Source organism: Lysinibacter sp. HNR (genome assembly GCF_029760935.1).
Lineage (GTDB): Bacteria > Actinomycetota > Actinomycetes > Actinomycetales > Microbacteriaceae > HNR.
On record NZ_CP121684.1, the window covers coordinates 2,254,984 to 2,277,991 of the forward strand.

Consider the following 23,008-nt stretch of genomic DNA (forward strand, 5'->3'; position numbering starts at 1 on the left):
AAAATATGTGGATCAAGTCAGAAGCAACCCGCCTTTGGATATACGGCATCACCGCTGCACTCCTACCGCTTCTCATCGCAATCGGTGTGTTAACAGCCGAGCACGGGGGACTGTGGCTCAACCTCGTCGCCGCCGTGCTTGGTACAGGGGCGCCAGCACTCGCAGGAGCAAACACGCCGCGTGGGAAATGATCACTGCTCCTAATTGGAGTGCGTTTGCCCTGTCTCGCGCTGAGGCATGGCAGTGCACCTAGTAGTAGCGAAGGCCAACACAACCATCCCTTCAATTGGAGCTATCTCAAATGTCACTTACATCTATATATCCGTTTCCTCAGTCCCGTATTACTTCCTGTTACGGACCACGTCCCCTCAACCACGGCAGTGGCTGGAAGCAATTTCCATCAGGGTATCGACTTCTCGGCCACACGGGGTGAAGCTGTTCCGGCTGTAGTCGAGGGTAAGGTTTCTTATGCCGGTCGCGATGCCATCAGCGGTGCACTATATGTCCGCATCTATCATGGAATCAATTTGCAGACATACTATTTCCATCTAGCTAGTCTCACTGTGCGTGTTGGCCAGCACGTTACGACCGGTCAAACGCTTGGCGGTGCGGGTACTACTGGTTGGTCAACTGGCGTGCATCTGCACCTTGAAGTGCGCCTTTCCGGACGCCACGTTGATCCAACCCCATATCTCTCTACGACCACGCATCAACCCAACCGTCCCTAATAGGAAGATGACAAAATGATACGCATACAGAAAATCGCCGATCCCAGTAAAACTGATCAATATTGGATTTTTGGCCCGCGCGGTCGAGTTCATATCACGACCGCTGCCGACCTTGCTCTCGTAAACCGGTTCATTGCGAATGATCGGCTGCTCTTGCAGGAGTACGACATTGTGATCAACCATTACATCTCACAGGTTTCGTAAAGGTTAGTTCCTATAGAAGATTAACCATGCAGACGGGTTGCTTTGTCCACATTTTCCCGCAAGATTGCAAAAACCAGCCCTAGACAACCTGTGCTCACTTGAAGCAAATAATGCATAAGCCCCTGGAATCTCGGTAAATACCCGAGATTCCAGGGGCTTTTTGGCGAGTACGGCGGGCTCAAACCCATTTTCTCACTCATAATCCAGACTGCCTGAGAGGCCTTTTAACCTTGTACATTTGATAGTTCTCGGGGTTTACTCGGGCCTCGGTAGCTAGACTGTTGGAGGCCGCATCTATCCGCAACACGAAATGAGATAACTACGTGCTTCCCTTCCTCTTCGGAATCGATTGGCTCGACCCCGACTGGCTTATTCACTGGCTTGGACCCTTCGTTCTCATCGGAGTTTGCGCCATCGTCTTCCTTGAGACGGCAGTACTTGTCCTCTCTTTTCTTCCCGGCGACTCGCTCCTCTTCACGGTGGGTCTCCTCACCGCCACAGGTTTTATCCAATACCCCATATGGGTCACCGCACCCGCGATCTTTATCGCGGCTTTCCTTGGTGACCAGGTAGCGTACACTCTCGGGCGCAAAATCGGCCCCTCCATCTTTAACCGCGAGAAAAGTCGCTTTTTCAATCCCGAAAATGTTGCTCGAACCCACGCCTTTTTTGACAAATACGGGGGCAAAGCAATCATTATTGCCCGGTTCCTGCCCGTCTTCCGCGCGTTCGTTCCAGCGGCCGCCGGCGTGGGGAAAATGCCGCGTCGACGCTTCGCCCTGTTTAACGTTATCGGCGCCCTTCTCTGGGGTGTCGGCGTCACACTACTGGGATATTTCCTGGGCCAGGTTGAGTTTGTCGCAAACTATGCGGAATACTTCATTATCGGCATTGTCCTCATCTCGGGCATTCCACTGCTTGTCGAGATTTCTAAGGCCTTTCTCCGCAGTCGAGCAAAGGGCAAAGAGCCTGTGACGAACGTGGGGGTCGAGTCTTCGGACCCGACAAAGACCGATATCCACTCCTGATCACCGTTAGACCCTATCCCGACGCGTGACGGTGCCGGGGTTCGGAACGAACACCCCGATGCGCACTGTTCATCCGCCCAGGCCCTGAACGAGTGTCCCTTCGCACACCGTTGGTTCGCTCGGTCTCGGGCGGGACACTAACATCCCTACGCGTGCAGTTGATCCTCGTGGCTCGCGTGGGAGTTCGGTTCAAGCTGGAACGTCGAGTGCGCAACGTCAAAATGGTCTGACAGACACCTATCAAGAGTATCTAAAAGACCCCCGGCCCGACCCTCTTCCAGAATATGAGGCTCCACAACAATATGAGCGGTAAAAACAGGCAGTCCCGATGTAATTGACCACACGTGGACATCGTGCACGTCAACAACCCCGGGAACCTCCAGTACGTGTTTTCTGATCTCGGCCACGCTCGTATCCTGTGGCGCAGATTCAGAGAGTACCCTAAACACGTCTCGCAGCAGCAAATACGCTCGCGGAGCGATCATGGCCGCAATCACAAACGACGCGATTGTGTCAGCCAGGGGGAAACCTGTCACAAGGATCACAAGACCCGCAATAACAACCGCGACAGAACCCAACAGATCGCCCATAACCTCCAGGTAAGCCCCGCGCATATTGATCGTCTGCTTTGCTGCGGGCCGGAGGATTCGCAGCGAAATAAAGTTTGCAAGTAAACCAATTGTTGCCACGACCAACATCAAGACGCTCTGAATCTCGACCTCGCTGGGTGTGATGAGCCGCCTTATCCCCTCAATGGTGATGGTGACGGCGATCACCATCAGAATAACGCTGTTGATCAAGGCTCCAAAAACCTCAAACCGTCTAAACCCGAAGGTGTGCCGATCGCTGGCTGGACGCGCCGCGATAATCGATGCAACTAGCGCCACACACAAGCCCATCAGATCTGAGAACATATGACCCGAATCCGCTAACAGGGCGAGCGATCCACTGAAGATCGCACCCACTACCTGAGTGATCATAACTGTACTCGTTATACAGATAACAATAATGAGTTTCTTGCGTCCCGCTTGAGCTGCTGAGTGTGAGTGATCATGTCCCATAACACTCGACAATACGCACATTTTTTTCGCAAATCCAGCGATTTTCCCTATAACAAATGATGGCGGTTATCACTTAGTTTCTTGAGAGGTCGCCCCAATAGATGGCTCCTACTAGCGCAACCTCTAAGCTCAGCTTTGTCCGTCTCAACAACAAAGACGCACGAAGATAGGTGAAAGTATTGAGAGCAAACAGCCAAAGCTACATCCGGGGATCAACCCAAAGTTCTGCGGTAGAAAAATTACAAGAGAATTCCCGCTGAAAACGCTTAAGAGAGTGGTACCAGAGAGCGTTACTCTTCGAGGCGGGCAATCAATCCGGGAACCAGAGTACGAAAAGCTCGCGCGCGATGTGAGGTCAGGTTTTTCTCCCCGGAACTGAGCCCGGCCGACGAGCGTTCCTCCCCCTCGGGCGCAAAGATCGGATCGTAGCCAAACCCGTTCTCACCGTCGGGCTCGGTCAATACTCGACCCGGCCACACACCCAGTTCGGCGTGTTCGCTACCATCGGGGAGAACATATGCTGCCGCACACACAAATTGGGCCGCCCGATGTGCCGGTGCAACATCTTTGAGCTGCCACAGGAGCAGCTCAAGATTTTGCCTATCGTCCCGGGCGGGGCCACCCCAGCGCGCAGAAAAGATGCCCGGTGATCCGCCAAGAATATCCACCGCGATACCCGAGTCATCGGCCAGTGCCGGCAGCCCGGTGTGGGCAGCCGCGGCTCGAGCCTTGATCAAGGCGTTCTCGGCGAACGTGGTTCCATCTTCAACCGGCGCAGGACCGTCGTAGCCGATTAACTGGTGAACGCCAAGCTCCGAGCCAATAATCGCGCGCAATTCTTGGAGCTTATGGGAGTTATGACTCGCCAAAACGATCCGGGCCACGAGCGTCACGCCCCGTCCAGTCGACCCACAGCCAGCGCAGTCGCCTGCACGACACTCAGCTCAGACGCACCGGTAACCGCCAGGTCAAGAAGAGCATCCAACTCTTGGCGATCAAACGGTGCCCCCTCTGCCGTTCCCTGCACCTCAATAAAACGGCCCTGACCCGTGACAACAACGTTCATGTCCGTCTCAGCCCGAGAGTCTTCCCTGTACTCAAGATCAAGCCGAGGTTCGCCATCCACGATTCCCACAGACACCGCCGCAACGCTGTCTGCCAGGGGGACCGCTTTTTTCCCGATGAATCCTTTGCCGCGTGCCCACTCAATCGCATCAAACATTGCAACGTAGGCTCCCGTAATAGCGGCGGTTCGTGTTCCCCCGTCTGCCTGAAGCACATCACAGTCAATCACGATAGTGTTCTCTCCCAGCGCCTTCATATCAACCACCGCGCGCAAACTGCGCCCGATGAGGCGTGAAATCTCGTGGGTGCGACCACCTATTTTTCCCTTAACTGATTCGCGAGCCATGCGTTCGTTTGTGGAGCGAGGTAGCATGGAGTACTCTGCCGTGACCCAACCTTTGCCCTCGCCCATCATCCATCGCGGAACCCCGTTAGTAAAGGATGCCGTACACAGAACGCGGGTACGCCCGAAAGAGATGAGCGCGGAGCCCTCAGCCTGTTCACTCCATCCTCGCTCAATGGTCACTGCACGCAATTGAGATGCGGTGCGTCCGTCTGGACGGGTACCGTGGCGAGGCGTACTGGCGTTTTTGGTCATGAAGCTTCTTTCTCTCAAAGGTTTCTTGTGTGATTATGGATCATCTTGGCGCTACATCAGTCCTGAATAATATCTATTCCCCGAGTTCCCGTCGTAATCAAATCTACCGATGGCACACCACTTCCCAACAACCTCTCAGCCAGCAGCAGAAAGGTATCAGCGTTATCTCCTGTGGCCTTGTATCGATACTCGGCGGGGTGAGAGTCACCGCGCATCAGGCCGTGCTCGGCGAGGACACGGTAGACGTCGTTGGCGGTTTCAATATCACTGGACACCAGGCGAACACCGGAACCCATCACACGGGAAATAGCTCCACGAAGAAATGGATAGTGTGTGCACCCCAGCACGAGAGTATCGATGTTAGCCTCTTTAAGCTCTGTAAGATATTCGATGGCAACTCGATGAAGCTCCGGCCCCGCTGTCACGCCTTCCTCAACAAACTCAACAAATCGCGGGCAAGCCCGGGTAAAAAGAGTAATGTCATCGCGAATGCTAAAGAGATCATCGTAGGCACGAGACTTAATCGTTCCCACCGTTCCGATCAGACCAACCCGCCCGTTCTTAGTGATCGAAACCGCACTGCGAACCGCGGGCTGAATAACCTCTAACACGGGGACATCATAGCGTTCGTGTGCGTCACGGAGCATTGCCGCGGAAGCGGTGTTACAGGCGATGACCAACATTTTTACGCCCTGCTCGACCATATCATCGAGCACGGAGAGAGCATACTCTCGAACCCGCGCGATCGGTTTGGGTCCGTACGGAGTGTGTGCGGTATCGCCGACATAGGTAATGGACTCGTGCGGCAATTGGTCACGCACCGCCCGCGCAACGGTCAGTCCCCCAACACCCGAGTCGAAGATTCCAATTGGCAAATTATTCATCCCCACTAGCCTAACCCGCATCGGGCTCCCACAAAGAAGAGATAAACTTTCGCTGTGAACACGTCTTCAGCTTTCCTGACCGACCGGTACGAACTCACAATGGTGGATGCCGCACTCACCGCAGGCACAGCCCACCGCCGCTGCTCCTTTGAACTCTTTTCTCGTAGGCTCTCGGGAGCACGACGATACGGTGTGGTAGCGGGGATGGGCAGGCTGCTCGACCTGATCGATAATTTTCACTTCGGCACCGCAGAGCTCAACTGGCTCAGCGATAATCGTGTGGTGAGTGATCACACCCTCGAGTGGCTATCCCGCTTCCGCTTCAGCGGTAATATTCTGGGTTATCCCGAGGGTGAGGTTTTCTTTCCGGGTTCACCGGTACTCGTGGTCGAGGCGACTTTTGCGGAGGCCGTCCTGCTCGAAACCCTCGCCCTCAGTGTTCTCAACTATGATTCAGCGGTGGCCACCGCGGCCTCACGTATGGTCTCGGCCGCGGGGAATCGCCCCCTCGCGGAAATGGGTTCCCGTCGCACCCATGAGGAATCTGCCGTTGCAGCCGCCCGCGCCGCCTATATCGCGGGCTTCTCTGCAACATCAAACCTTGAGGCCGGTCGTCGCTGGGGGGTCCCCACGATGGGAACAGCGGCGCACGCATTCACCCTCCTGCACGACACCGAAGACGATGCTTTTCACGCGCAGATCACAACCCTCGGGACAGGAACAACCCTGCTCGTAGACACCTATGACATTGCAGAAGCCGTGAGGAAAGCCGTTGCCATCGCCGGACCCGAGCTGGGTGCAGTGCGCATCGATTCGGGTGACCTCCCCGTTGTTGTAGCCCAGGTGCGTGCCCAGCTAGATTCGCTAGGGGCACACAATACTCGTATCACGGTAACTAACGATCTGGATGAACACGCTGTGGCCTCGCTCGCGGCGTCCCCCGTGGATTCCTACGGAGTAGGTACCTCTGTGGTGGTTGGTTCGGGTTCACCAACAATGGGTATGGTGTATAAGCTTGTTGCGCGTCAAGACGATAGCGGGTCGTGGATATCTACCGCAAAAAAGTCGCAGGACAAAGCGTCTATTGGCGGTCGCAAACAGGCGTTTCGCCAATTTGATAGCTGCGATACGGCCAGCGCAGAGATCCTGGTTGTTGCGAATGAGGATACGGAGGCCTCTCCCGAAACCCCCGAAAACACACGGGAAATCCTGGTGCCCCTGGTTCTCGCGGGGAGCATCGATACGCAGTATCGAGGAACGGAGGGGGTTTCTCTCGCTCGTCACCGCCACTCGGCAAGCGTTGCCGAGCTGCCGGCCGAGGCTATGCGCCTCACCCGCGGAGACCCGGTCATCCCCACCCTCTACCGGTAACGCCCGCAATCCGCTAGCACCCGCATCCCGCTCTCAGTGCCCGCAGACCCACGGCCCACGGCCCTGTGTCCGCCGTCCGGAAGCAAACCTAATCCGTTCTTTCTAACCGTCAGGCCGCGTCGGAGGAGCGATAGGGTTGGAGGTGTTAAACTGGACCGCCCTGATCTTCGGGGCCCGCAAAGAGAAAGCACCCCCGTGAACAGAAACATTCTCACAGCCGCAACGTTGACAATTGCCGTTTCCCTCACTCTCGCGGGGTGCACAGCCGGCACCGAGCCACAGAGCGTCACGCAGGCGTGTGATGCTATCGCCCAGAAAATTGAGCCGCTCAATGAACAGGTGGCAGAGGCTATGAACGAGGTCGCGACCGATCCGGCTGCTGCGGTATCAGCCCTGAGCGACCTCGAGAGCAGTCTCAAGGATGCTGCTAATAACGTCGAAAACGAGGAGGTGAAGAAGGCCGTTGGCTCTCTTGCCGCGAGCTTTTCCACGGTACGCTCTCTCTTCGAAGAGAGCGGAAACAACGTCTCAGCCGTGGATATCACCGCGCTCACCTCGGCAAGCACCACCCTGAGTGCGGCAAGCACCGATCTTCTTGAGCTGTGCGGTTAAAACCAGAGAATCTGTTGACCAGCGCGCGACCGACGACGCTGAACACTACCGGAATATTACGCAAAAAACTGATAGAATTCAACGATTTTTATTATCGGCATTCTCCAACGGCTTATGGTGGGTGCGGGTGGGTATCCTGATTCAGGCACCCTGAAAAGTTCAGGACGTTCAAACAAGAAAGCACCCCCCTCTCGTGAACAAAAACATTCTAAAAACCGCAACGCTGGCAGCTGCACTCTCCCTCACTCTCGTGGGCTGCGGAACCACTAACGCGGGAGACTCCTCTGCTGCCGGATCGCAGAGCGTAAGGGAGGCGTGTGACTCCGTTACCAAGGAAATCGAGCCTATGGGCTCGCGTATGACGGAGGCTATGTCTGAGCTGGCGACAAATCCCGAGCTTGCACTATCGGTTTTGCTGGAGTTAGAAACCGGCCTGGTTGATGCCGCAAACGGTGTTAAGAACGAAGAGGTTAAGACCCAGGTGAACGCCCTGGCCTCGGGTCTCGGCACAATACGTGAACTCACCGAGCAGGCCGGAGACGACCTCACCTCGATAGACGTTGATGCATTTACCACGGCAAGCACCGAGATTGCCGCGGTCAGCACCGAAATCTCCGCGCTGTGCAGCTAACACTCTAAGAAATTAGGGCCACTACTCGCAGAATCTTTGGATGCGGGTTATCTGTCTCACCCATCCGTTACGCGCGCTGTATTGCTGGGAGGGCACGATGAGATAACCCGCATCAATCCGATCTATTTCTTTTTCTCGGTGGTCTCCTCGATCGAATGATGGCCTCTCGAACGGAAGCAATCGAAACGGATGAGTATGCTGGGTGAAATGTTCTAAAAGCTCAGAACCCGCAAAGAAGAAAGTACCCCCCCTTGAAGAAAAACATTTTTACAATGGCGACACTGGCAGTTGCCATTTCTCTTACGCTCATGGGCTGCGCAACCGTCACTGCTATCGATACTGCGGATTCACCCACAAGCACCCCACGTACCGCCCCGTCCACTCAGGCTCCTGCAGGGTCGCAAAGCGTGGCGGAAGCGTGTGACGCAGTGAACCAGGAATTTGAAGCGGTGAGCGCGGGCATGCTGGAGATGCTCTCCACACTGGCGGAAGACCCCGAGAGCGCAATGACGCTCCTGGACGATTTTAATAACACCCTGACAACCATTGCCGACGGTGTCGAGAATGAAGAGGTCAAGACAGAGTTGAGCACTTTTGCTTTGAGCTTCGGCACACTCATGAGCCTCTCCCAGCAGATGGAAGAAGACATCGCCTCGATAGATATCGAAGCTCTCACCACGGCAAACTACAACCTCGAGACGGCAAGCGCCAACCTTGAGGAGCTGTGTGGTTTCTAATCCTGCCGGGTCCCTATATCGCCGCACCGAGATAGGCTGTCGCAAAGGTTGCGTGAGCCGACTCGTCGTCTGACGGATGATACAGTCCGGCCAGCACATCCCGGTAGAGTCGGGTGAGTTCGCTCTCTTTCTGGTACGCGCGCCCGCCGCTCACACGAATCGCGGCCTCTACCGACTCTCTGGCAATCTCGGTGGCCCGGATCTTGGGGCCCACCAGCTTGGGGAACCAGGCCGTTCCGTGATCAATCAGGTCGTCTACGTCTTGAGCTACGGAGAGGATGTGTGGTTGCACCGACTCCTGGCTAATCGCGGCGTGCGCAATGCGCCAGCGGATGTCCGGGTCGTTTGCGTAGCTCTCCCCCGTTTTCTTGGACATTCGCGACAGCGCAGCGCTGCTAGCAAGCTCAAGGGCTCGATTACCTATTCCCGCGTATACGGAAGCAAGCAGCAACTCAAAGTTTGCAAATATGGCAAAGATGAGTGGGTCGGCGTTGGGGCCAACAGGAATTTTACGAACTATACGGTCTGTGGGAACAAAGACTTTATCGAGCACGGTGCTCCGACTCTGCGTTGCGCGCATCCCCAGCGGATCCCAATCATCCGCGATGGAATATCCCTCCGTCTGCCTGGTAATAAAGCCAAAAACGAGCGTGGGATTGTCCGGGTCGCTATCGTCACGACCAAAAATTCCCAGGCGAGTCCAGACGGGTGAGAGCGATGTAAAGATTTTGGTGCCGCTAAATTGATACCCTTCCGCAGTTGGAACAGCGCTTGTGCTCGAGTCAAAAAGCACCTGATCGTTACCGGCCTCACTAATACCAAAAGCAAATATCTCTCCCGCCGCGGCCTCGTGAAGCAGCCAGTCGAGGTCGGTAATGCCCCGCTCGCTTAAAGCCCTCGCCACCCCCGCCCAAACCAGGTGCATGTTAATACCGAGTGCCGTGGCGGGCGCGGCCTGAGCCAATCGAGTTTGGAGCCTCGAAACCTGCTCCAAGCTCAGATTTTTGCCGCCTTCTTGCTCGCGGGAAAACAGGGAGAGGTAACCCGCCTGGCGAAGATCCTCTAGATCCTCGGTAAAGAACGCGTTGCGCCTGTCGTAATCGGCGGCGCGTCCACGAAACCGTTCAAGAAGATCATTCGGAAGTATGCTGTCGACAATGCTGTCCTGTATATTGCTCACGCATCCACCATACGCCTCAATATCGAGCAGGTCGAGACTCACTCAGCACCCCACAAAAACACGACACCCCACAGCACAGCAGCACCCCACAATCCGATAAGCAACGGCACCCCAAACGGCACTCCGCGTGCCCTCAGGGCTGCTCCCCCGGTTGCTGCCTCCCGCCGACCCGCCGAACGCCACAGGACAGTGTATCCGGCAACTCCGCCTACGGCCCCTGCAAGAGTTATTGCCACGAATGCAGCCCACCAAGAAAGCAATCCGAGAGACATCACTATAAGAGTGGCAAGTTTCACATCGCCCATGCCAAAACCTCCCAAAGCCGCACCGCAGTAGAAGATAAGCACCACCACCAACCCACCGAGCAAGGAGGCAATCGGCGGTGCAGAATCGTGAATCCAACAAACAGCAATTGCCCAAAAAACGATCACAAACCCCGGTAAAACGTAGGAATTAGGTAGCCTACGCTCTCTGACATCACTATAGGCCAGCGGAATCGTGACGCACGCCAAATACCCAAAGAGTACCCAAATAACGAGAGAACCCATTATGTTTTTGTCTTCTGCATCACGCCCACCGTCTTTCGTCTCGTCACGAGACTATTGATAATCTCCGGCACGCGTTACTAATCGTCCACAGACGAAGCCCGAGTGTCATTGCCAAGGATCAAAGGCGATGACAACCCCGGCAATCGCCCTCGGAGCAGGGCCACATCAACTCAACACCGCACGGGGAGCTAGCAGGGTCTTTACTCGGGCCCGGGATCGCATCGGCTCAACCCTGTTGATCCGTGGCCTATAGTTATGATCCTCTGGGCTCCACGCCTACATCGGTTCGACATCCTCAAGAAGTTCCGTGACCAAAGCGGCAATCTTACTGCGCTCCGATCGGGTAAGAGTGATGTGGCCAAAGAGCCGGTGTCCTTTGAGCGTCTCAATAACGGATGCAACACCGTCGTGCCGCCCCACCCGAAGATTATCTCGCTGCGCGATATCGTGGGTGAGAACCACTCTTGAGTGTTGCCCAATACGGCTCAGGACCGTGAGTAAAACGTTTCTTTCCAGAGACTGCGCCTCATCCACAATCACAAAAGCATCGTGCAGGGAACGCCCTCGAATATGAGTCAGAGGCAAAACCTCAATGAGCCCCCTGGCCTCGATCTCATCAAGCACATTCTGCGAAATAACGGATCCAAGCACATCGTAAACCGCCTGGCCCCAGGGGTTCATCTTCTCACCCTGGTCCCCCGGCAGGTAGCCGAGTTCCTGTCCTCCTACCGCATAGAGGGGGCGAAACACCATAATCTTCTTGTGTTGCTTCCTCTCCAACACGGCCTCAAGACCCGCGGCCAACGCAAGAGCAGACTTACCCGTACCGGCTCGACCTCCCAGGGAGACAATGCCAACCTCGGAATCAAGCAGCAGATCTATCGCTAGCCTCTGCTCCGCCGAGCGCCCATTCACACCAAAAACGTCACGATCCCCCCGAACCAGTCGGAACTCCCCGGGTTCGTCCACCCGCCCAAGAGCGGAACCGCGATCTGAGTGCACAATGAGACCCGTGTTCAACGGCACATCAAGAACCTGGGCCGTAGCGAGCCGTTCACGGTCATAAAGCTCACTCATCTGTTCGCCGGAAAGATGAATCTCCACCAAGCCCGTATAACTCGTATCAACAGCCTGTTCGGCACGGTATTCTTCGGCCGCCAACCCGATCGAAGCGGCCTTGACCCGCATCGGCAAATCTTTGGAAACAACCGTCACAGCAAGCCCCTCACTCGCCAGGTTCTGCGCTACGGCAAGAATCCGAGAGTCGTTGTCCCCCAGTTGTATCCCGCTCGGCAGGGTAGAGGTGTTGGAGTGGTTGAGCTCCACCCGGAGGGACCCTCCTTCACCTACGGGGATGGGAAAGTCTAAGCGCTCGTGACGGGTTCTGAGATCGTCCAGGGTTCGTAGCGCCGATCGCGCAAAATATCCTAGCTCGGGGTCGTGACGTTTACGCTCTAGCTCACTAATAACCACGATGGGCAGCACAACCGCGTGTTCAGCAAAACGGAAGATGGCCCGGGGGTCGGAGAGCAGCACCGAGGTGTCCAGCACATAGGTTCGCTCTGCCTGTTTCAGAGGTGTATTGAGATTTTTGGTCTCGTTGAGCGCGTTGCTCGGTGCCTGATCTGAGTATTGATTGTTCACAACCACTCCTGTCGCGAGCGACTTACCGCTCGACTAGTCAAGCGATTCAACCACGCTGGCTCTCGTGTGCGATAAGCCGTAAGTGGCCGCCTCGATCGAACTTTGATGTCCGATACAACACAACATATGGTGCAGCACTGAGATTAATCTAGAGCGACACGCAAAAAAATCTGAGGTTCACTCAAAACCAAACAGTCATGCACCAAAGCCAATCTCGCACAGGCCGTCCAGCAAACTTCCTCTCGGCTACTCGCCGTAGCGGCGTTGCCGTCGCGAGTAGTCACGTAGGGCCCGCAAGAAATCTACCTCCCGCAGATCCGGATAGAGAGCCTCCACAAAATAAAATTCGCTGTAGGCACTCTGCCACAGCATGAAGTCACTGATACGCTGCTCTCCCGACGTCCTAATCACCAGATCGGGATCAGCCTGCCCCCGGGTATAAAGATGCTCTTCGATGAGCTCCGGGGTAAGAGTGTCTGCAAGCTCGTCAAGCCCCCGACCAGCAGCCTGATGCTGATCAATGATGCTACGAACCGCGGCCGCAATCTCGCTCCGCCCGCCGTATCCTACGGCCAGGTTGACGTGCATCCCAGTGTTGTGCGCCGTCTTCTTTTCGGCGGTGCGCAAAGCATCAGCAAGCTCGGAGGGTAACCCTTCGCATGTCCCCACGTGCCTCACCCGCCACCCTCCATGACTCGAAAGATCTTCTGCTAAGGTCGCAATGATGTCGCAGAGTTCGTCAAGTTCTGACCCCTGCCTCCCAGTGAGATTGTCTGTCGAAAGCAGGTACAGGGTGACCACGCTGATTCCACGCTGTTCGCACCAACCCAGAAATTCTGGAATCTTGCGGGCCCCGGCGCGGTGTCCCTGAGCAGCACTTTCCAGAAGCCGCTGCTTCGCCCAGCGTCGATTACCGTCGACAATGATAGCGACGTGATGGGGCATCTGCGCAGCATCAATCTCGCGTCGAAGACGATGCTCATACAGGCGGTAGAGAAATTTCACCCCGCCGCGCGAATCTTGGTTAGTCACTTCACACACGATATCCGATGTTTATGCCGCTGGGGTACAGATCAATGTTCTACCATGGGCTGTATGGGTAACTCACAGCCAAAAAACCATCAAAAAGTTTCTTCGTTGCCCCACAATACCAAAACAACACAGGAACCAAACGAGGATGATCCGGGCGTTTCCCTCCCCAACATTCCGTTTCTGGCCGCCTCCAAAAAAAGCCGCTCACAACCCCCCTCAGATATAAAGCCCTCGTGGCGCGGCTGGATTCACGCGGGCATGTTTCCCGTGACGGTCGCCGCGGGCACCGTGCTCATTGTGCTGGCACACGGAACGACAGCCCGCTGGGCCACCGCTATCTTCACTCTGACAAGCATGCTGCTCTTTGGTAATTCTGCCCTGTATCACCGGTTTAACTGGCGCCCCACCGTAAAGATGCTGTTTAAGCGGATTGATCACGCCAACATTTTTTTGCTCATCGCGGGAACCTACACACCTCTCGCTCTTTTAGCGCTGCCCCCCGATAAGGGAATTGTGCTGCTTATTCTCGTGTGGTCAGGAGCCACTCTGGGAATCGGCTTCCGCGTTTTCTGGGTGGGTGCACCCCGCTGGCTCTACGTGGCCATCTACATCCTTCTCGGATGGGTTGCCGTTATGTATATGCCCGACCTCTACCGGGCAAGTCCCGCCATGATGATCCTGGTGATTGTGGGCGGTCTCTGCTACACGGCTGGGGCTGTATTTTACGGGCTCAAAAAGCCCAATCCCTGGCCCGGTCACTTTGGGTTTCACGAGATCTTTCACACGCTGACAGTATTGGCGTTCCTCTGCCACTGGACCGCAACCCTCCTTATCGCACTCAACCCGGTGTATAACTCGATCTAGTCTTCTAGCGACGACGATATCTCGGGGTTCCGCCCCGCCAATACACTCAGCACCGCCTCCCCATAGCGCGCCAGCTTTTGGTCTCCCACCCCGCTGATACCACGAAGCTCGGTAAGCGTCTGCGGGGCCTCCGTAGCACAGGCGCGAAGAGTCGCGTCGTTAAAAACGATATACGCGGGTAAGCCCTGTGCTCGAGCCTCCGCGGCTCGCCACGCTCGAAGCGACTCAAACATCACCCGCTGCTCCTCATTGAGATCTGCAACCACAGGTGCCTGGGTGGGCGCACGGCGCTCCGGTCGAGTAACCCGCAGCGGGTCGTGGCGAAGCGGCACGGATAAACGCCCGGACAGCACCTCAACGCTTCCCTCTGTAAGAATAAGCACGCCGTAGTCACCGTGTGCAGCGAGAAGCTGACGGGCCAGCAATTGACGTACAATGCTGCGCCACTGTTGATCGCTGAGATCCGCGCCGATGCCCCAGGTGCTGAGCTCTTGATGCCGAGACTGGGCGCTTCGCGCGTTTTCTTTCCCACGCAGAATATCGATAATTTGGCCCGCACCAAACCTCTGATTACGCTCGTTCTTCAAACGGTGCACGGTGGATAACAGTTTCTGGGCGGGGACGGTTCCGTCCCACACCTCTGGCGGGCTTGTACAGGTGTCGCAGTTACCGCACGGCTTGTCTTGCCTCTCGCCAAAATACGCCAGGAGTCCCCTGCGACGGCACTCCGTTGTTTCGCAGAGCGCAAGCATGGCATCCAGATGCAGGGTCTGCGCCCGCTTGTGGGCGAAGTCCCCCGTGGACTGCTCAATCATACGCCTCTGTTGCACAACATCCTGCAGACCGTACGCGAGCCAGGCCTCCGAGGGCAGTCCGTCACGACCCGCACGTCCGGTCTCCTGGTAGTAGCCCTCAACCGACTTGGGAAGGTCTATGTGCGCCACAAAACGGACATCGGGTTTGTCGATACCCATGCCAAATGCAATCGTTGCCACAATCACGATTCCCTCCTCTCGAAGAAATTGTGATTGCACGCGCGAGCGCTCGCGAGGATCCATGCCCGCGTGGTAGGCAAGCGCATTAACACCGGCGCCCCTCAGGTATTCCGCTGTTTTCTCCACCGTGTTTCGGCTCAGCCCGTAAACAATTCCCGCCTCGCCCGGGTGCTCTTTTGTGATAAAGGAGACCAATTGGGTGCGCACGGAAGATTTATTCACAATGCGGTAGGTAATATTAGGCCGATCAAAACTCGAGACAAAAACCTCGGCTTTTTCCAGAGATAATCGCTCAATGATCTCAGATCGGGTGGCCTCGGTTGCGGTTGCGGTAAGAGCTATTCGTGGCACCCCTGGCCACTCATCGACTAAAGAATTGAGAGTCAGATAGTCCGGGCGAAAGTCGTGTCCCCACTGCGACACACAGTGCGCCTCGTCTATGGCAAAGAGCGAGATTTTCGCCCGCTGGAGCGTCTCGAGAGTATTTCCCGAGTTGAGCCGCTCGGGCGCGATATAGAGCAGGTCTAATTCACCCCGAAGAAAATCTCTCTCCACGACACGACGCTCGGGTGGGCTCTGGGTGGAGTTGAGGAAACCCGCCCGTATACCCACGGCCTGCAAAGCGTCTACCTGATCGTGCATCAGCGCAATCAGCGGCGAGATAACCACACCCACACCATCACGTAGGAGAGCCGGGATCTGAAAACACAGTGACTTTCCACCACCCGTGGGCATGAGAACCACCGCGTCGCCGCCAGAGACGACTCGATCAATGATTTCGGCCTGTTCTCCACGAAAATCAGGGTAACCAAATACCCGATTCAAAATGTTCAACGCCCGTTCCCGACGTTTTTCGGTCGGAAGCTCCGTAATATTCTGGGTATTGGGCTGAGACACGATGTTCTCATCCGCACCCCGGCTTCTGGTGTCATCGCCCGTAGCCCAAGACTCGGTACCGTCACTCACCTCCTGAAGCGGGTAAATCTCGGACGGAGGCTCGGCAAACTCCGGATACAGAGCTAAATCTGGCCCCTCTGCGAGGAGGGCTTCGATGGGAAAATCGTCACCCGCTCCGCCTGGCCATTCACCGCGCGACCCACCCACAAAAATTACGCTTCGTCTCGGGGATTCCGCCCGTTTGCGGTATCGGAAGTTCCCGTGTTATCGCTGGAACCCACCGCATTTTCTTGCGCAGAACCCCCACCCGTGGCGGCTTTTCTGGCAGATGGCGCACCGGGATCGGCGGAACTTTCCGCGTCAAGCATCGCATCGATCTCGGCCCGGTAGCGAACCCGACGGACTCGTCGAGCCATGTCGATCGCAAGCAGAATTGCCATCACCGCAATAAATGCGGTTGCGACAAAGCCCACAACCCCGGGAGTAACGTTGTCACTATCAAACCCGGGATCCTGCGTGGCCGGAATCTCGGCAACAACACTTATAGCGTAAGGAAGCAAAGATACGCTAGCACTCATCTAATCCGCCTCGATTCCCTGAAAGAGGTCAACCTCGGGAGTTGCCGTGGCAACGCGCGATGCCGCCAATTGATAATCTTCGTAGGGCCAGGCCCGCTGCTGAAGATCGATTGGCCAAAAGAAGAACGAGCTATCGGGGGAAACCTGACTAGCGTGCGCCTTCAGGGCCCTGTCGCGCAGCTCAAATAGCTCGCCCACTTCTATCTGAGTGGTGGCACGATAGGGGCGCTCACGCATCCACTCCATCATCTCGGCAAACTGGGCAAGCAGCGGTGAGCCGGGCTGTTGCTGTTGCATGAGCTCGTAGACGCTCTTAACACGCGACGAGTTAAATATGGCCTCGTAGTAGAGCTTCGACACGGCCCAGGGCTCGCCCGTACCGGGGTAGGCCTCGGGGTCGGCTGCAGCCTTGTACGCGAGAGTGCTGATAACGTGGGTGCGAATGTGGTCCGGGTGCGGGTAACCGCCGTTCTCGTCATAGGTGATCATGACGTGCGGCTTAAACTCACGAATCAAGCGCACCAGATGCTCGGCCTCAATCTCTACCGGAATATCGGCAAAGCTCCCCGGAGGTACGCTACCGTCTTCACTGGCCATGCCGGAATCGACGTAGCCCAGCCAGCGGTGTTGGAACCCCACGATCTCCTGGGCAGCGGCCATCTCTAAGCGCCGCAGTCCTGGAAGGTCTCGACGTGCCAGGGCGTCACGCTCGAGGTTATCGTTGAGAATATCGCCCCTCTCCCCGCCCGTGCAGGAGACAATCATGACATCTGCGCCCTGTCTCAGGTAGTGGGCATACGTGGCTGCCCCCTTGCTTGACTCGTCGTCGGGGTGAGCGTGTACAGCCATTAGTCGCAGTGACACCGGCGCCTCTTTCTCTGCAGGATCGGGACCGTCCACGCCCGAGCACCGGAGTGATCCGGGCGGGCAAGGGAGGGTTCTTAAAGTTTGGGTGTGCACAGCTAAACCGCACACATACTCAATGGTACGTCACATAGGCTGTATGTAGACGACATTACGGTAGCACACTGAGAGAAGAGAGATGACCGACAAGGCACCCCCTGTGAATGACTACCTCGAGGAGCGCTACGGTAAGTCCGGTTCGCGTCGCCTCGACAAGAAACTCTTTATAGTCCTCGGGGCCGTGTTTGCGGTGGTACTCGTCTCCTGGGTTGTGTGGGCGGGACTCAACGGGGACAACGGCAGCCTTGAGTTTCGTAACGTTGGGCACAGCGTTGAGGATAAACAATCGGTGAGTATCACCTTCGAGGTGAACACAGCGCCTAACACGCGAGTGGCCTGTGCCTTGCAAGCGCTTTCCCCCTCCTACTCCGTTCTGGGCTGGAAAGTGGTGGAACTCCCGGAGAGTACCGAGCGAACCCGACAGGTCACCGAGAGTCTCCGCACCCTGGGCGAGGCGACAACAGGCTTGGCGGAGCAGTGTTGGATATTGCGATAGTTCCTGTATCTTTCCTCTAGAACAACACACTATTCATGTAATAAATCCACATACGGCACGCTGTCCTGGTATGCTAATGCTTATTCCACGCCCTAACGACCCACGTCGCTAGGGCGTCACTTTTAGCGAGAACTGAAACTCAGTTTCTTTAGCGCAAGGAGTTCCTATGTCAAACGAAGTACGTGAGACCTGGCTTACTCAGGATGCTTACAACCGTTTGAAAGATGAGCTGGAGCACCTCAGCGGCCCTGCCCGCGTTGACATCGCTCATAAAATTGAGGCCGCTCGTGAAGAGGGCGACCTGAAAGAAAACGGCGGCTACCACGCGGCAAAAGACGAGCAGGGAAAGATGGAGGCTCGCATTCGCGATCTCACCCATCTCCTCAAAACAGCTACCGTGGGCGAGGCCCCCGAGAGCACCGGGCAGGTTGTGATCGGCACGGTTATCACCGCCACAGTTTTTGGCGACGAAGAGGTTTTCCTCCTGGGAAATCGCGAAATTGCCGGAGACAGCGACCTTAACGTTTATAGCGAGAAAAGCCCCTTGGGAGAGGCCATTTTGGGGCTTCGAGTGGGAGATTCAACCAGCTACATCGCGCCCAATGGCAAAGAAATCCCCGTCTCAATACTCAAGGTTGAAACCTACACCGGGGAGTAAGCCTTCTCACACGAGTGCGGGTTTACTCGCGGGGGGGACACCACGCCCTCGAAAATTCACTGCTCCGATTCCCCGGACTACGCGACCCCTCAAACCCCTGTGTGATGGTTGAGCCTCTCGAACCCAGCAATCCCGTGGAGTGACTTGGCGTCGCTAAAAACCCTCGAGCCTAATACGGTATCCCGCCTCGCGCAGCTTGGCGATTACCTGGTCTCGATGATCCGGCCCTCGGGTTTCGATGTGGAGCTCAAGTTCCACATCGCTGATCTGCAACCCTCCCCCGTGCCGGGTGTGTAATACCTCAACAACATTGGCATTGGCCTCGGCCACCAGCTCAGCGGTGCGTGCAAGCTGCCCCGGCAGATCGGGCAGCATCACACGCAGCTTAAGATAACGGTCTGAAGCGGCTAGGCCGTGGCTAATCACACGCTGCATTAAAAGCGGATCAATGTTGCCGCCGGAGAGCACCGTTGCAACGGGACCTTTTGAACGAATCAGACCGGCAATCATGGCCGCAACCCCAACCGCTCCAGCGGGTTCCACAACAAGCTTGGCCCGTTCAAGGAGCACCAGAATTCCGCGCGCTATGTCGTCGTCACTCACCGAGACGATTTCATCCACGTGGTCTTGCACAATCTGAAAGTTAAGCTCACCGGGTCGGCTCACAGCAATGCCATCGGCAATTGTTGGCGTGATCTCTATGTCGAGGGGATGTCCCGCCGCAAGCGAGGGGGCAAACGCCGAAGAGTTAGCCGCCTGCACCCCCACAACGCGGATTTTTTTCCCCCGGGCCGCTGCAAATTGCTTAGCCGCGAGTGCCAGGCCAGAGACAAGGCCACCGCCACCAATGGGTACCACAAGGGTCTCGATATCTGGGGCCTCCTCAAGAACCTCAAGCGCGAGAGTTCCCTGACCCACAACCACATCAAAGTGATCAAATGGGGGAATGAGTACAGCACCAGCTTGTTCAGCAAACTCGGCAGCCGCGCGAAGAGATTCGCCCACGGTATGCCCCACCAAAACCACCTCGGCACCGTAGTTCTTTGTTGCCTGCAATTTGGGCAGGGCAACACCCAAGGGCATAAATATGGTAGCCCCTATGCCCAGTTCTCGAGCGGCAAACGCGACACCCTGAGCGTGGTTCCCCGCGGAGGCCGCAACAACGCCCCGATCTTTTTCGGCTTGACTGAGTTGAGCCATTCGATTGTAGGCTCCCCGAATTTTGAAGGATCCCGTTCGCTGCAGGTTTTCACACTTCATATACACCTGCGGAACCCCAACAATCTCAGCCAGGTAACGCGAGGTCTCGAGCGGTGTGTGCTGAACGATCTTAGACACCACGCTACGTGCCGCCTGAAAGTTCTCCAGGGTGGGTTGAGGGTGAGTCATTCTTCGGCTTTCTGAGGGGTTTTATGAGGTTGCGAGGGAGGCAGAGATGAAACCGTTGGAGGACCCTTATCAATAAGCGGGTCGGGCATACCTTTCCAGGTGTTTGACGTGAGGTACTTGACCATGCTGTTGAGCGCGGCCACCAGGGGAACAGCAAAGAGCGCGCCGGGTATCCCCGCAAGCAGGGTACCTCCACTCACCGCAAGAACAACCCCGAGAGGATGGACCCGAACTGCCGTTCCCATCACCAGGGGTTGCAGGACATGCCCCTCGATTTGATTGACCAAGATAACGATTCCAAGCATGATCAATGCATTCACAGGGCCGTTGTATACCAGGGCAACAAAGGCAGCGAGAATTCCTGTTGCAATCGCTCCCAAAAACGGAATGAAAGATCCTAAAAACACCAACACGGCAATGGGAATGGCAAGTGGGACCTGAAGGATCAACGCACCAAGACCGATACCGATAGCATCAACAAACGCAACAAATATCTGCACTCGAACGTATTGCCCCACGGATACCCACCCCGCGCGACCGGCACCGTCAACCGCAGCTCGGGCCCTCGTGGGCATAAAACCGACAAACCATCGCCAGATCTGTCCTCCGTCGATGAGAAAGAAAAGGGTGCTGAAAAGGGCGAGCAAAAGGCCCGCAACAACGTGTGAAACCGTTGTTGTCACGGAGAGCGCCCCGCTCACTAAAATACCCCTGTCATCACTCACGCTACTGAAAAGAGTATTAATAAAGTCTTCCGCCTGACGATGATCCAGGTTAAAGGGAAGGGTTGTCAACCACGTGTTAAAGTGACCGTAAGCCTCAATACTACGCAAGCTGAGCTCATCAAAACCGCTGCGGAACTGGGTAATGATCAAAAAAATTAGGAGGGCAAGCCCCACCAGAAGACTCAAAAAGGCAATAATAACTGCGGCCCACTTGGGAAATCGCCACGAAATAAGCCGCATTTGAAAAGGCCGCAGGAGAGCAGCCAAAAGAATCGCGATAATCACCGGAATAACAATTATCCGCAATTGCACAATTGCCCATAAAATGAGAGCCAGCGCGGCCGCAATCACCAGCAATCTCCAGGCCCAAGCCGCCGCCACTTTCATTCCCATCGGAACCACTTCGGGCACCTCATTATGGCTTTCCACCGCGGGGGGTAACTGGTTTTTCTCCATTAAGACAGTCTAGGGGTAACCGCATACCCCACCAACAATTCACGGGCACCATGCCGCGGGAAAACGGATATGGTCCAGCAAACGTTAGCGTAATGTTCGAAGAAGTCACACCGCCCAGGCGAATCCAATATCTCATGGCAGATTCCAGGGGCTCCGGCCACGTGCAACAAGGCGATATGGCCCGGGGATACGATGAGCTACAGCTTTCCGTAACGTTTTTACAGTCTCACGAGTTGCCGCACCTAAGACAGCTTGTTCAGCAGCTTTCGGATAATGGTCTGTTTTGTCTCGGTGAAGGGGGGCATCACCGAGGATCGCAGTGTATCGGGCTTGAGCGGCTTGGTCAGAACCGCCTTCTCGTGGCTGAAGGTGAGGAACGATCGCGCCCCGTGATAGTTTCCCGTGCCGCTCTCGCCCACACCCCCGAAGGGAAGCCCCGGGGCCATGAGATGGGCTGCGGGCACGTCAAACCCAATCGCACCGGAGCTTGTTTCTGCGATCCAGCGAGAACGAATGCTCCGATCGTTTGAGAAAACGTAGAGCGCAAGCGGCTTATCCCGACCGTTGACAAAGGCAATAGCCTCGTCGAGGTTACTCACCGGAATCAGCGGAAGAATGGGTCCGAATATCTCCTGAGTCATCAGGTCGGAGTCTAAATCGACATCGGTTATTATTGTGGGTTCCACAAAAAGGTCGTCAATATCAACCCGCCCGCCAAACACCACGGTGCCGCCCTCGAGCAGCGCGCTCAGCCGCTTTGTGTGACGCTCGTTAATGATGCGTCCGTAATCGGGGTTCTGTTGAACGGCCGTACCGTAGAGGTCTCGCACAGCGTCAGCCAGCAGGGGAATCAGTTTTGTGATGATGGAGGGTGTGGCCAGCAAATAGTCGGGGGCAACGCAGGTTTGTCCGCTGTTCATAAGTTTTCCCCACACAATACGCTGTGCCGCGGCCCGGAGGTTCACGCTGTCGTCAACGTAGACGGGAGATTTCCCCCCGAGTTCCAGCGTTGTGGGGGTGAGATTCTTCGCCGCGGCCGCCTGCACTATACGGCCAACGGTGCCGTTGCCCGTGTAGAAAATGTAGTCCCACTTCTGCCCAAGAAGCTCGGTGGTCTCCTCCACCCCACCCTCCACCACCGCAAAGGCACGGGGATCGAGATACAGCGGAATCAGGGAGGCAACCGCAGCAGAGGTGTGCGGAGCCAACTCACTCGGTTTTATAACACCCGTGTTACCGGCAGCAATCACACCGATGAGGGGCGAAAGGGCCAGCATCAAAGGGTAGTTCCAGGGGGCAATAACCAGAACCGTTCCGTAGGGTTCGGGAACAACTCGCGCACTAGCCGGTAAAAGTGCGAGTGGGACGGTGAGGTGTTTGCCGCGAGTCCACGATTTAAGGTGCGAGCGAGCATAGCGGATCTCACTGAGCAGAAAGCCGATCTCGGTCAGCACACCCTCAACGGGGCTCTTGCCCAGATCGCTCTGGAGCGCACTCTCGAAGGCCTCCGAGTTCTCCCTGAGCATCTCTGCCAGCCCGGCCAATTGCTGATCTCGCCACGCCACCGACCGGGTGACACCGTTCGCAAAGGAATCGCGCAGAAGACCAATAATTTCGGAGGTGTCCCGCTTCACACTGTGCTGCTTCGTCATAGCGCCATACTA

25 protein-coding genes are annotated in these 23,008 nt (G+C 56.2%); 10 read left to right on the forward strand and 15 right to left on the reverse strand.

Features of this window, described 5'->3' with window-relative positions; translation table 11 throughout:
• Positions 1-5: 5 nt before the first annotated feature.
• Positions 6-191 (forward strand): hypothetical protein, encoded by a 186-nt coding sequence (locus tag FrondiHNR_RS10290; RefSeq protein ID WP_279352680.1) that lies wholly within the window; start codon positions 6-8, stop codon positions 189-191.
• 435 nt (positions 192-626) lie between these two features.
• Here the strand turns inward: FrondiHNR_RS10290 and FrondiHNR_RS10295 are convergent, their stop codons facing one another.
• The gene (locus FrondiHNR_RS10295) at positions 627-911 is read right to left on the reverse strand and encodes a hypothetical protein (protein WP_279352681.1); all 285 of its coding nucleotides are present in this window, start codon (positions 909-911) and stop codon (positions 627-629) included.
• A gap of 344 nt (positions 912-1,255) precedes the next feature.
• Between FrondiHNR_RS10295 and FrondiHNR_RS10300 the strand changes: the two genes are divergently transcribed.
• On the forward strand, positions 1,256-1,960 hold the full coding sequence (locus FrondiHNR_RS10300; protein ID WP_279352682.1) for a VTT domain-containing protein: 705 nt from the start codon (positions 1,256-1,258) through the stop codon (positions 1,958-1,960).
• 146 nt (positions 1,961-2,106) lie between these two features.
• Here the strand turns inward: FrondiHNR_RS10300 and FrondiHNR_RS10305 are convergent, their stop codons facing one another.
• The 4 genes from FrondiHNR_RS10305 to murI all read right to left on the reverse strand — a co-directional run bounded on the left by FrondiHNR_RS10305 (position 2,107) and on the right by murI (position 5,568).
• Positions 2,107-3,021, reverse strand: coding sequence for a cation diffusion facilitator family transporter (locus tag FrondiHNR_RS10305; protein ID WP_279352683.1), 915 nt, complete (start codon positions 3,019-3,021; stop codon positions 2,107-2,109).
• A gap of 290 nt (positions 3,022-3,311) precedes the next feature.
• Positions 3,312-3,905 (reverse strand): RdgB/HAM1 family non-canonical purine NTP pyrophosphatase, encoded by a 594-nt coding sequence (gene rdgB / locus FrondiHNR_RS10310; protein ID WP_279354533.1) that lies wholly within the window; start codon positions 3,903-3,905, stop codon positions 3,312-3,314.
• A gap of 5 nt (positions 3,906-3,910) precedes the next feature.
• Positions 3,911-4,684, reverse strand: coding sequence for a ribonuclease PH (gene rph / locus FrondiHNR_RS10315; protein WP_279352684.1), 774 nt, complete (start codon positions 4,682-4,684; stop codon positions 3,911-3,913).
• 56 nt (positions 4,685-4,740) lie between these two features.
• On the reverse strand, positions 4,741-5,568 hold the full coding sequence (gene murI, locus FrondiHNR_RS10320; protein ID WP_279352685.1) for a glutamate racemase: 828 nt from the start codon (positions 5,566-5,568) through the stop codon (positions 4,741-4,743).
• Positions 5,569-5,622: 54 nt separating this feature from the next.
• On the opposite strand from murI, the gene FrondiHNR_RS10325 reads away from it, so the two are divergent.
• The 4 genes from FrondiHNR_RS10325 to FrondiHNR_RS10340 all read left to right on the forward strand — a co-directional run bounded on the left by FrondiHNR_RS10325 (position 5,623) and on the right by FrondiHNR_RS10340 (position 8,919).
• On the forward strand, positions 5,623-6,939 hold the full coding sequence (locus FrondiHNR_RS10325; protein WP_279352686.1) for a nicotinate phosphoribosyltransferase: 1,317 nt from the start codon (positions 5,623-5,625) through the stop codon (positions 6,937-6,939).
• A gap of 195 nt (positions 6,940-7,134) precedes the next feature.
• A complete protein-coding gene (locus FrondiHNR_RS10330; RefSeq protein ID WP_279352687.1) occupies positions 7,135-7,551 on the forward strand; it encodes a hypothetical protein in 417 nt (138 codons plus the stop codon).
• Positions 7,552-7,744: 193 nt separating this feature from the next.
• A complete protein-coding gene (locus tag FrondiHNR_RS10335; protein WP_279352688.1) occupies positions 7,745-8,182 on the forward strand; it encodes a hypothetical protein in 438 nt (145 codons plus the stop codon).
• Positions 8,183-8,454: 272 nt separating this feature from the next.
• Positions 8,455-8,919, forward strand: a complete 465-nt coding sequence (locus FrondiHNR_RS10340) for a hypothetical protein (RefSeq protein WP_279352689.1) — start codon at positions 8,455-8,457, stop codon at positions 8,917-8,919.
• Between the two features lie 13 nt (positions 8,920-8,932).
• Here FrondiHNR_RS10340 and FrondiHNR_RS10345 read toward each other — a convergent pair whose 3' ends face one another.
• The gene (locus FrondiHNR_RS10345; protein WP_279354534.1) at positions 8,933-10,078 is read right to left on the reverse strand and encodes an acyl-CoA dehydrogenase family protein; all 1,146 of its coding nucleotides are present in this window, start codon (positions 10,076-10,078) and stop codon (positions 8,933-8,935) included.
• A 59-nt stretch (positions 10,079-10,137) separates the two neighbouring features.
• Entirely contained in the window at positions 10,138-10,647 is a 510-nt protein-coding gene (locus FrondiHNR_RS10350; RefSeq protein WP_279352690.1) for an A24 family peptidase, read from the reverse strand.
• Between the two features lie 127 nt (positions 10,648-10,774).
• Here FrondiHNR_RS10350 and FrondiHNR_RS10355 point away from each other — a divergent pair, with 127 nt between their 5' ends.
• On the forward strand, positions 10,775-10,900 hold the full coding sequence (locus FrondiHNR_RS10355; RefSeq protein WP_279352691.1) for a hypothetical protein: 126 nt from the start codon (positions 10,775-10,777) through the stop codon (positions 10,898-10,900).
• A gap of 23 nt (positions 10,901-10,923) precedes the next feature.
• Here FrondiHNR_RS10355 and FrondiHNR_RS10360 read toward each other — a convergent pair whose 3' ends face one another.
• Together FrondiHNR_RS10360 and FrondiHNR_RS10365 are read right to left on the reverse strand one after the other, a co-directional pair.
• A complete protein-coding gene (locus FrondiHNR_RS10360; RefSeq protein WP_279354535.1) occupies positions 10,924-12,222 on the reverse strand; it encodes a PhoH family protein in 1,299 nt (432 codons plus the stop codon).
• 315 nt (positions 12,223-12,537) lie between these two features.
• Entirely contained in the window at positions 12,538-13,323 is a 786-nt protein-coding gene (locus tag FrondiHNR_RS10365) for an isoprenyl transferase (RefSeq protein WP_279352692.1), read from the reverse strand.
• A gap of 180 nt (positions 13,324-13,503) precedes the next feature.
• Between FrondiHNR_RS10365 and FrondiHNR_RS10370 the strand changes: the two genes are divergently transcribed.
• Positions 13,504-14,187: a hemolysin III family protein gene (locus tag FrondiHNR_RS10370; protein WP_279354536.1), complete on the forward strand. Its 684-nt coding sequence runs from the start codon at positions 13,504-13,506 to the stop codon at positions 14,185-14,187.
• Here FrondiHNR_RS10370 and recQ read toward each other — a convergent pair.
• The 3 genes from recQ to mca all read right to left on the reverse strand — a co-directional run bounded on the left by recQ (position 14,184) and on the right by mca (position 17,521).
• Positions 14,184-16,055, reverse strand: coding sequence for a DNA helicase RecQ (gene recQ / locus FrondiHNR_RS10375; RefSeq protein WP_279354537.1), 1,872 nt, complete (start codon positions 16,053-16,055; stop codon positions 14,184-14,186). The genes FrondiHNR_RS10370 and recQ overlap by 4 nt on opposite strands.
• Before the next feature lie 236 nt (positions 16,056-16,291).
• Complete coding sequence (locus FrondiHNR_RS10380; RefSeq protein WP_279352693.1) at positions 16,292-16,657, reverse strand: hypothetical protein; 366 nt, start codon at positions 16,655-16,657, stop codon at positions 16,292-16,294.
• Positions 16,658-17,521, reverse strand: coding sequence for a mycothiol conjugate amidase Mca (gene mca, locus FrondiHNR_RS10385; protein WP_279352694.1), 864 nt, complete (start codon positions 17,519-17,521; stop codon positions 16,658-16,660).
• 199 nt (positions 17,522-17,720) lie between these two features.
• Here mca and FrondiHNR_RS10390 point away from each other — a divergent pair, with 199 nt between their 5' ends.
• Both FrondiHNR_RS10390 and greA read left to right on the forward strand, forming a co-directional pair.
• A complete protein-coding gene (locus FrondiHNR_RS10390; protein WP_279352695.1) occupies positions 17,721-18,116 on the forward strand; it encodes a DUF4307 domain-containing protein in 396 nt (131 codons plus the stop codon).
• Between the two features lie 166 nt (positions 18,117-18,282).
• Positions 18,283-18,774, forward strand: a complete 492-nt coding sequence (gene greA, locus FrondiHNR_RS10395; RefSeq protein WP_279352696.1) for a transcription elongation factor GreA — start codon at positions 18,283-18,285, stop codon at positions 18,772-18,774.
• 153 nt (positions 18,775-18,927) lie between these two features.
• Here the strand turns inward: greA and ilvA are convergent, their stop codons facing one another.
• From ilvA to FrondiHNR_RS10410, 3 genes are all read right to left on the reverse strand, one after another.
• The gene (ilvA, locus tag FrondiHNR_RS10400; RefSeq protein ID WP_279352697.1) at positions 18,928-20,163 is read right to left on the reverse strand and encodes a threonine ammonia-lyase; all 1,236 of its coding nucleotides are present in this window, start codon (positions 20,161-20,163) and stop codon (positions 18,928-18,930) included.
• Complete coding sequence (locus FrondiHNR_RS10405; protein WP_279352698.1) at positions 20,160-21,344, reverse strand: AI-2E family transporter; 1,185 nt, start codon at positions 21,342-21,344, stop codon at positions 20,160-20,162. Before FrondiHNR_RS10405 ends, ilvA begins: the two co-directional genes overlap by 4 nt.
• Before the next feature lie 242 nt (positions 21,345-21,586).
• Positions 21,587-22,996, reverse strand: coding sequence for an aldehyde dehydrogenase family protein (locus FrondiHNR_RS10410; RefSeq protein WP_279352699.1), 1,410 nt, complete (start codon positions 22,994-22,996; stop codon positions 21,587-21,589).
• Positions 22,997-23,008 lie beyond the last annotated feature (12 nt).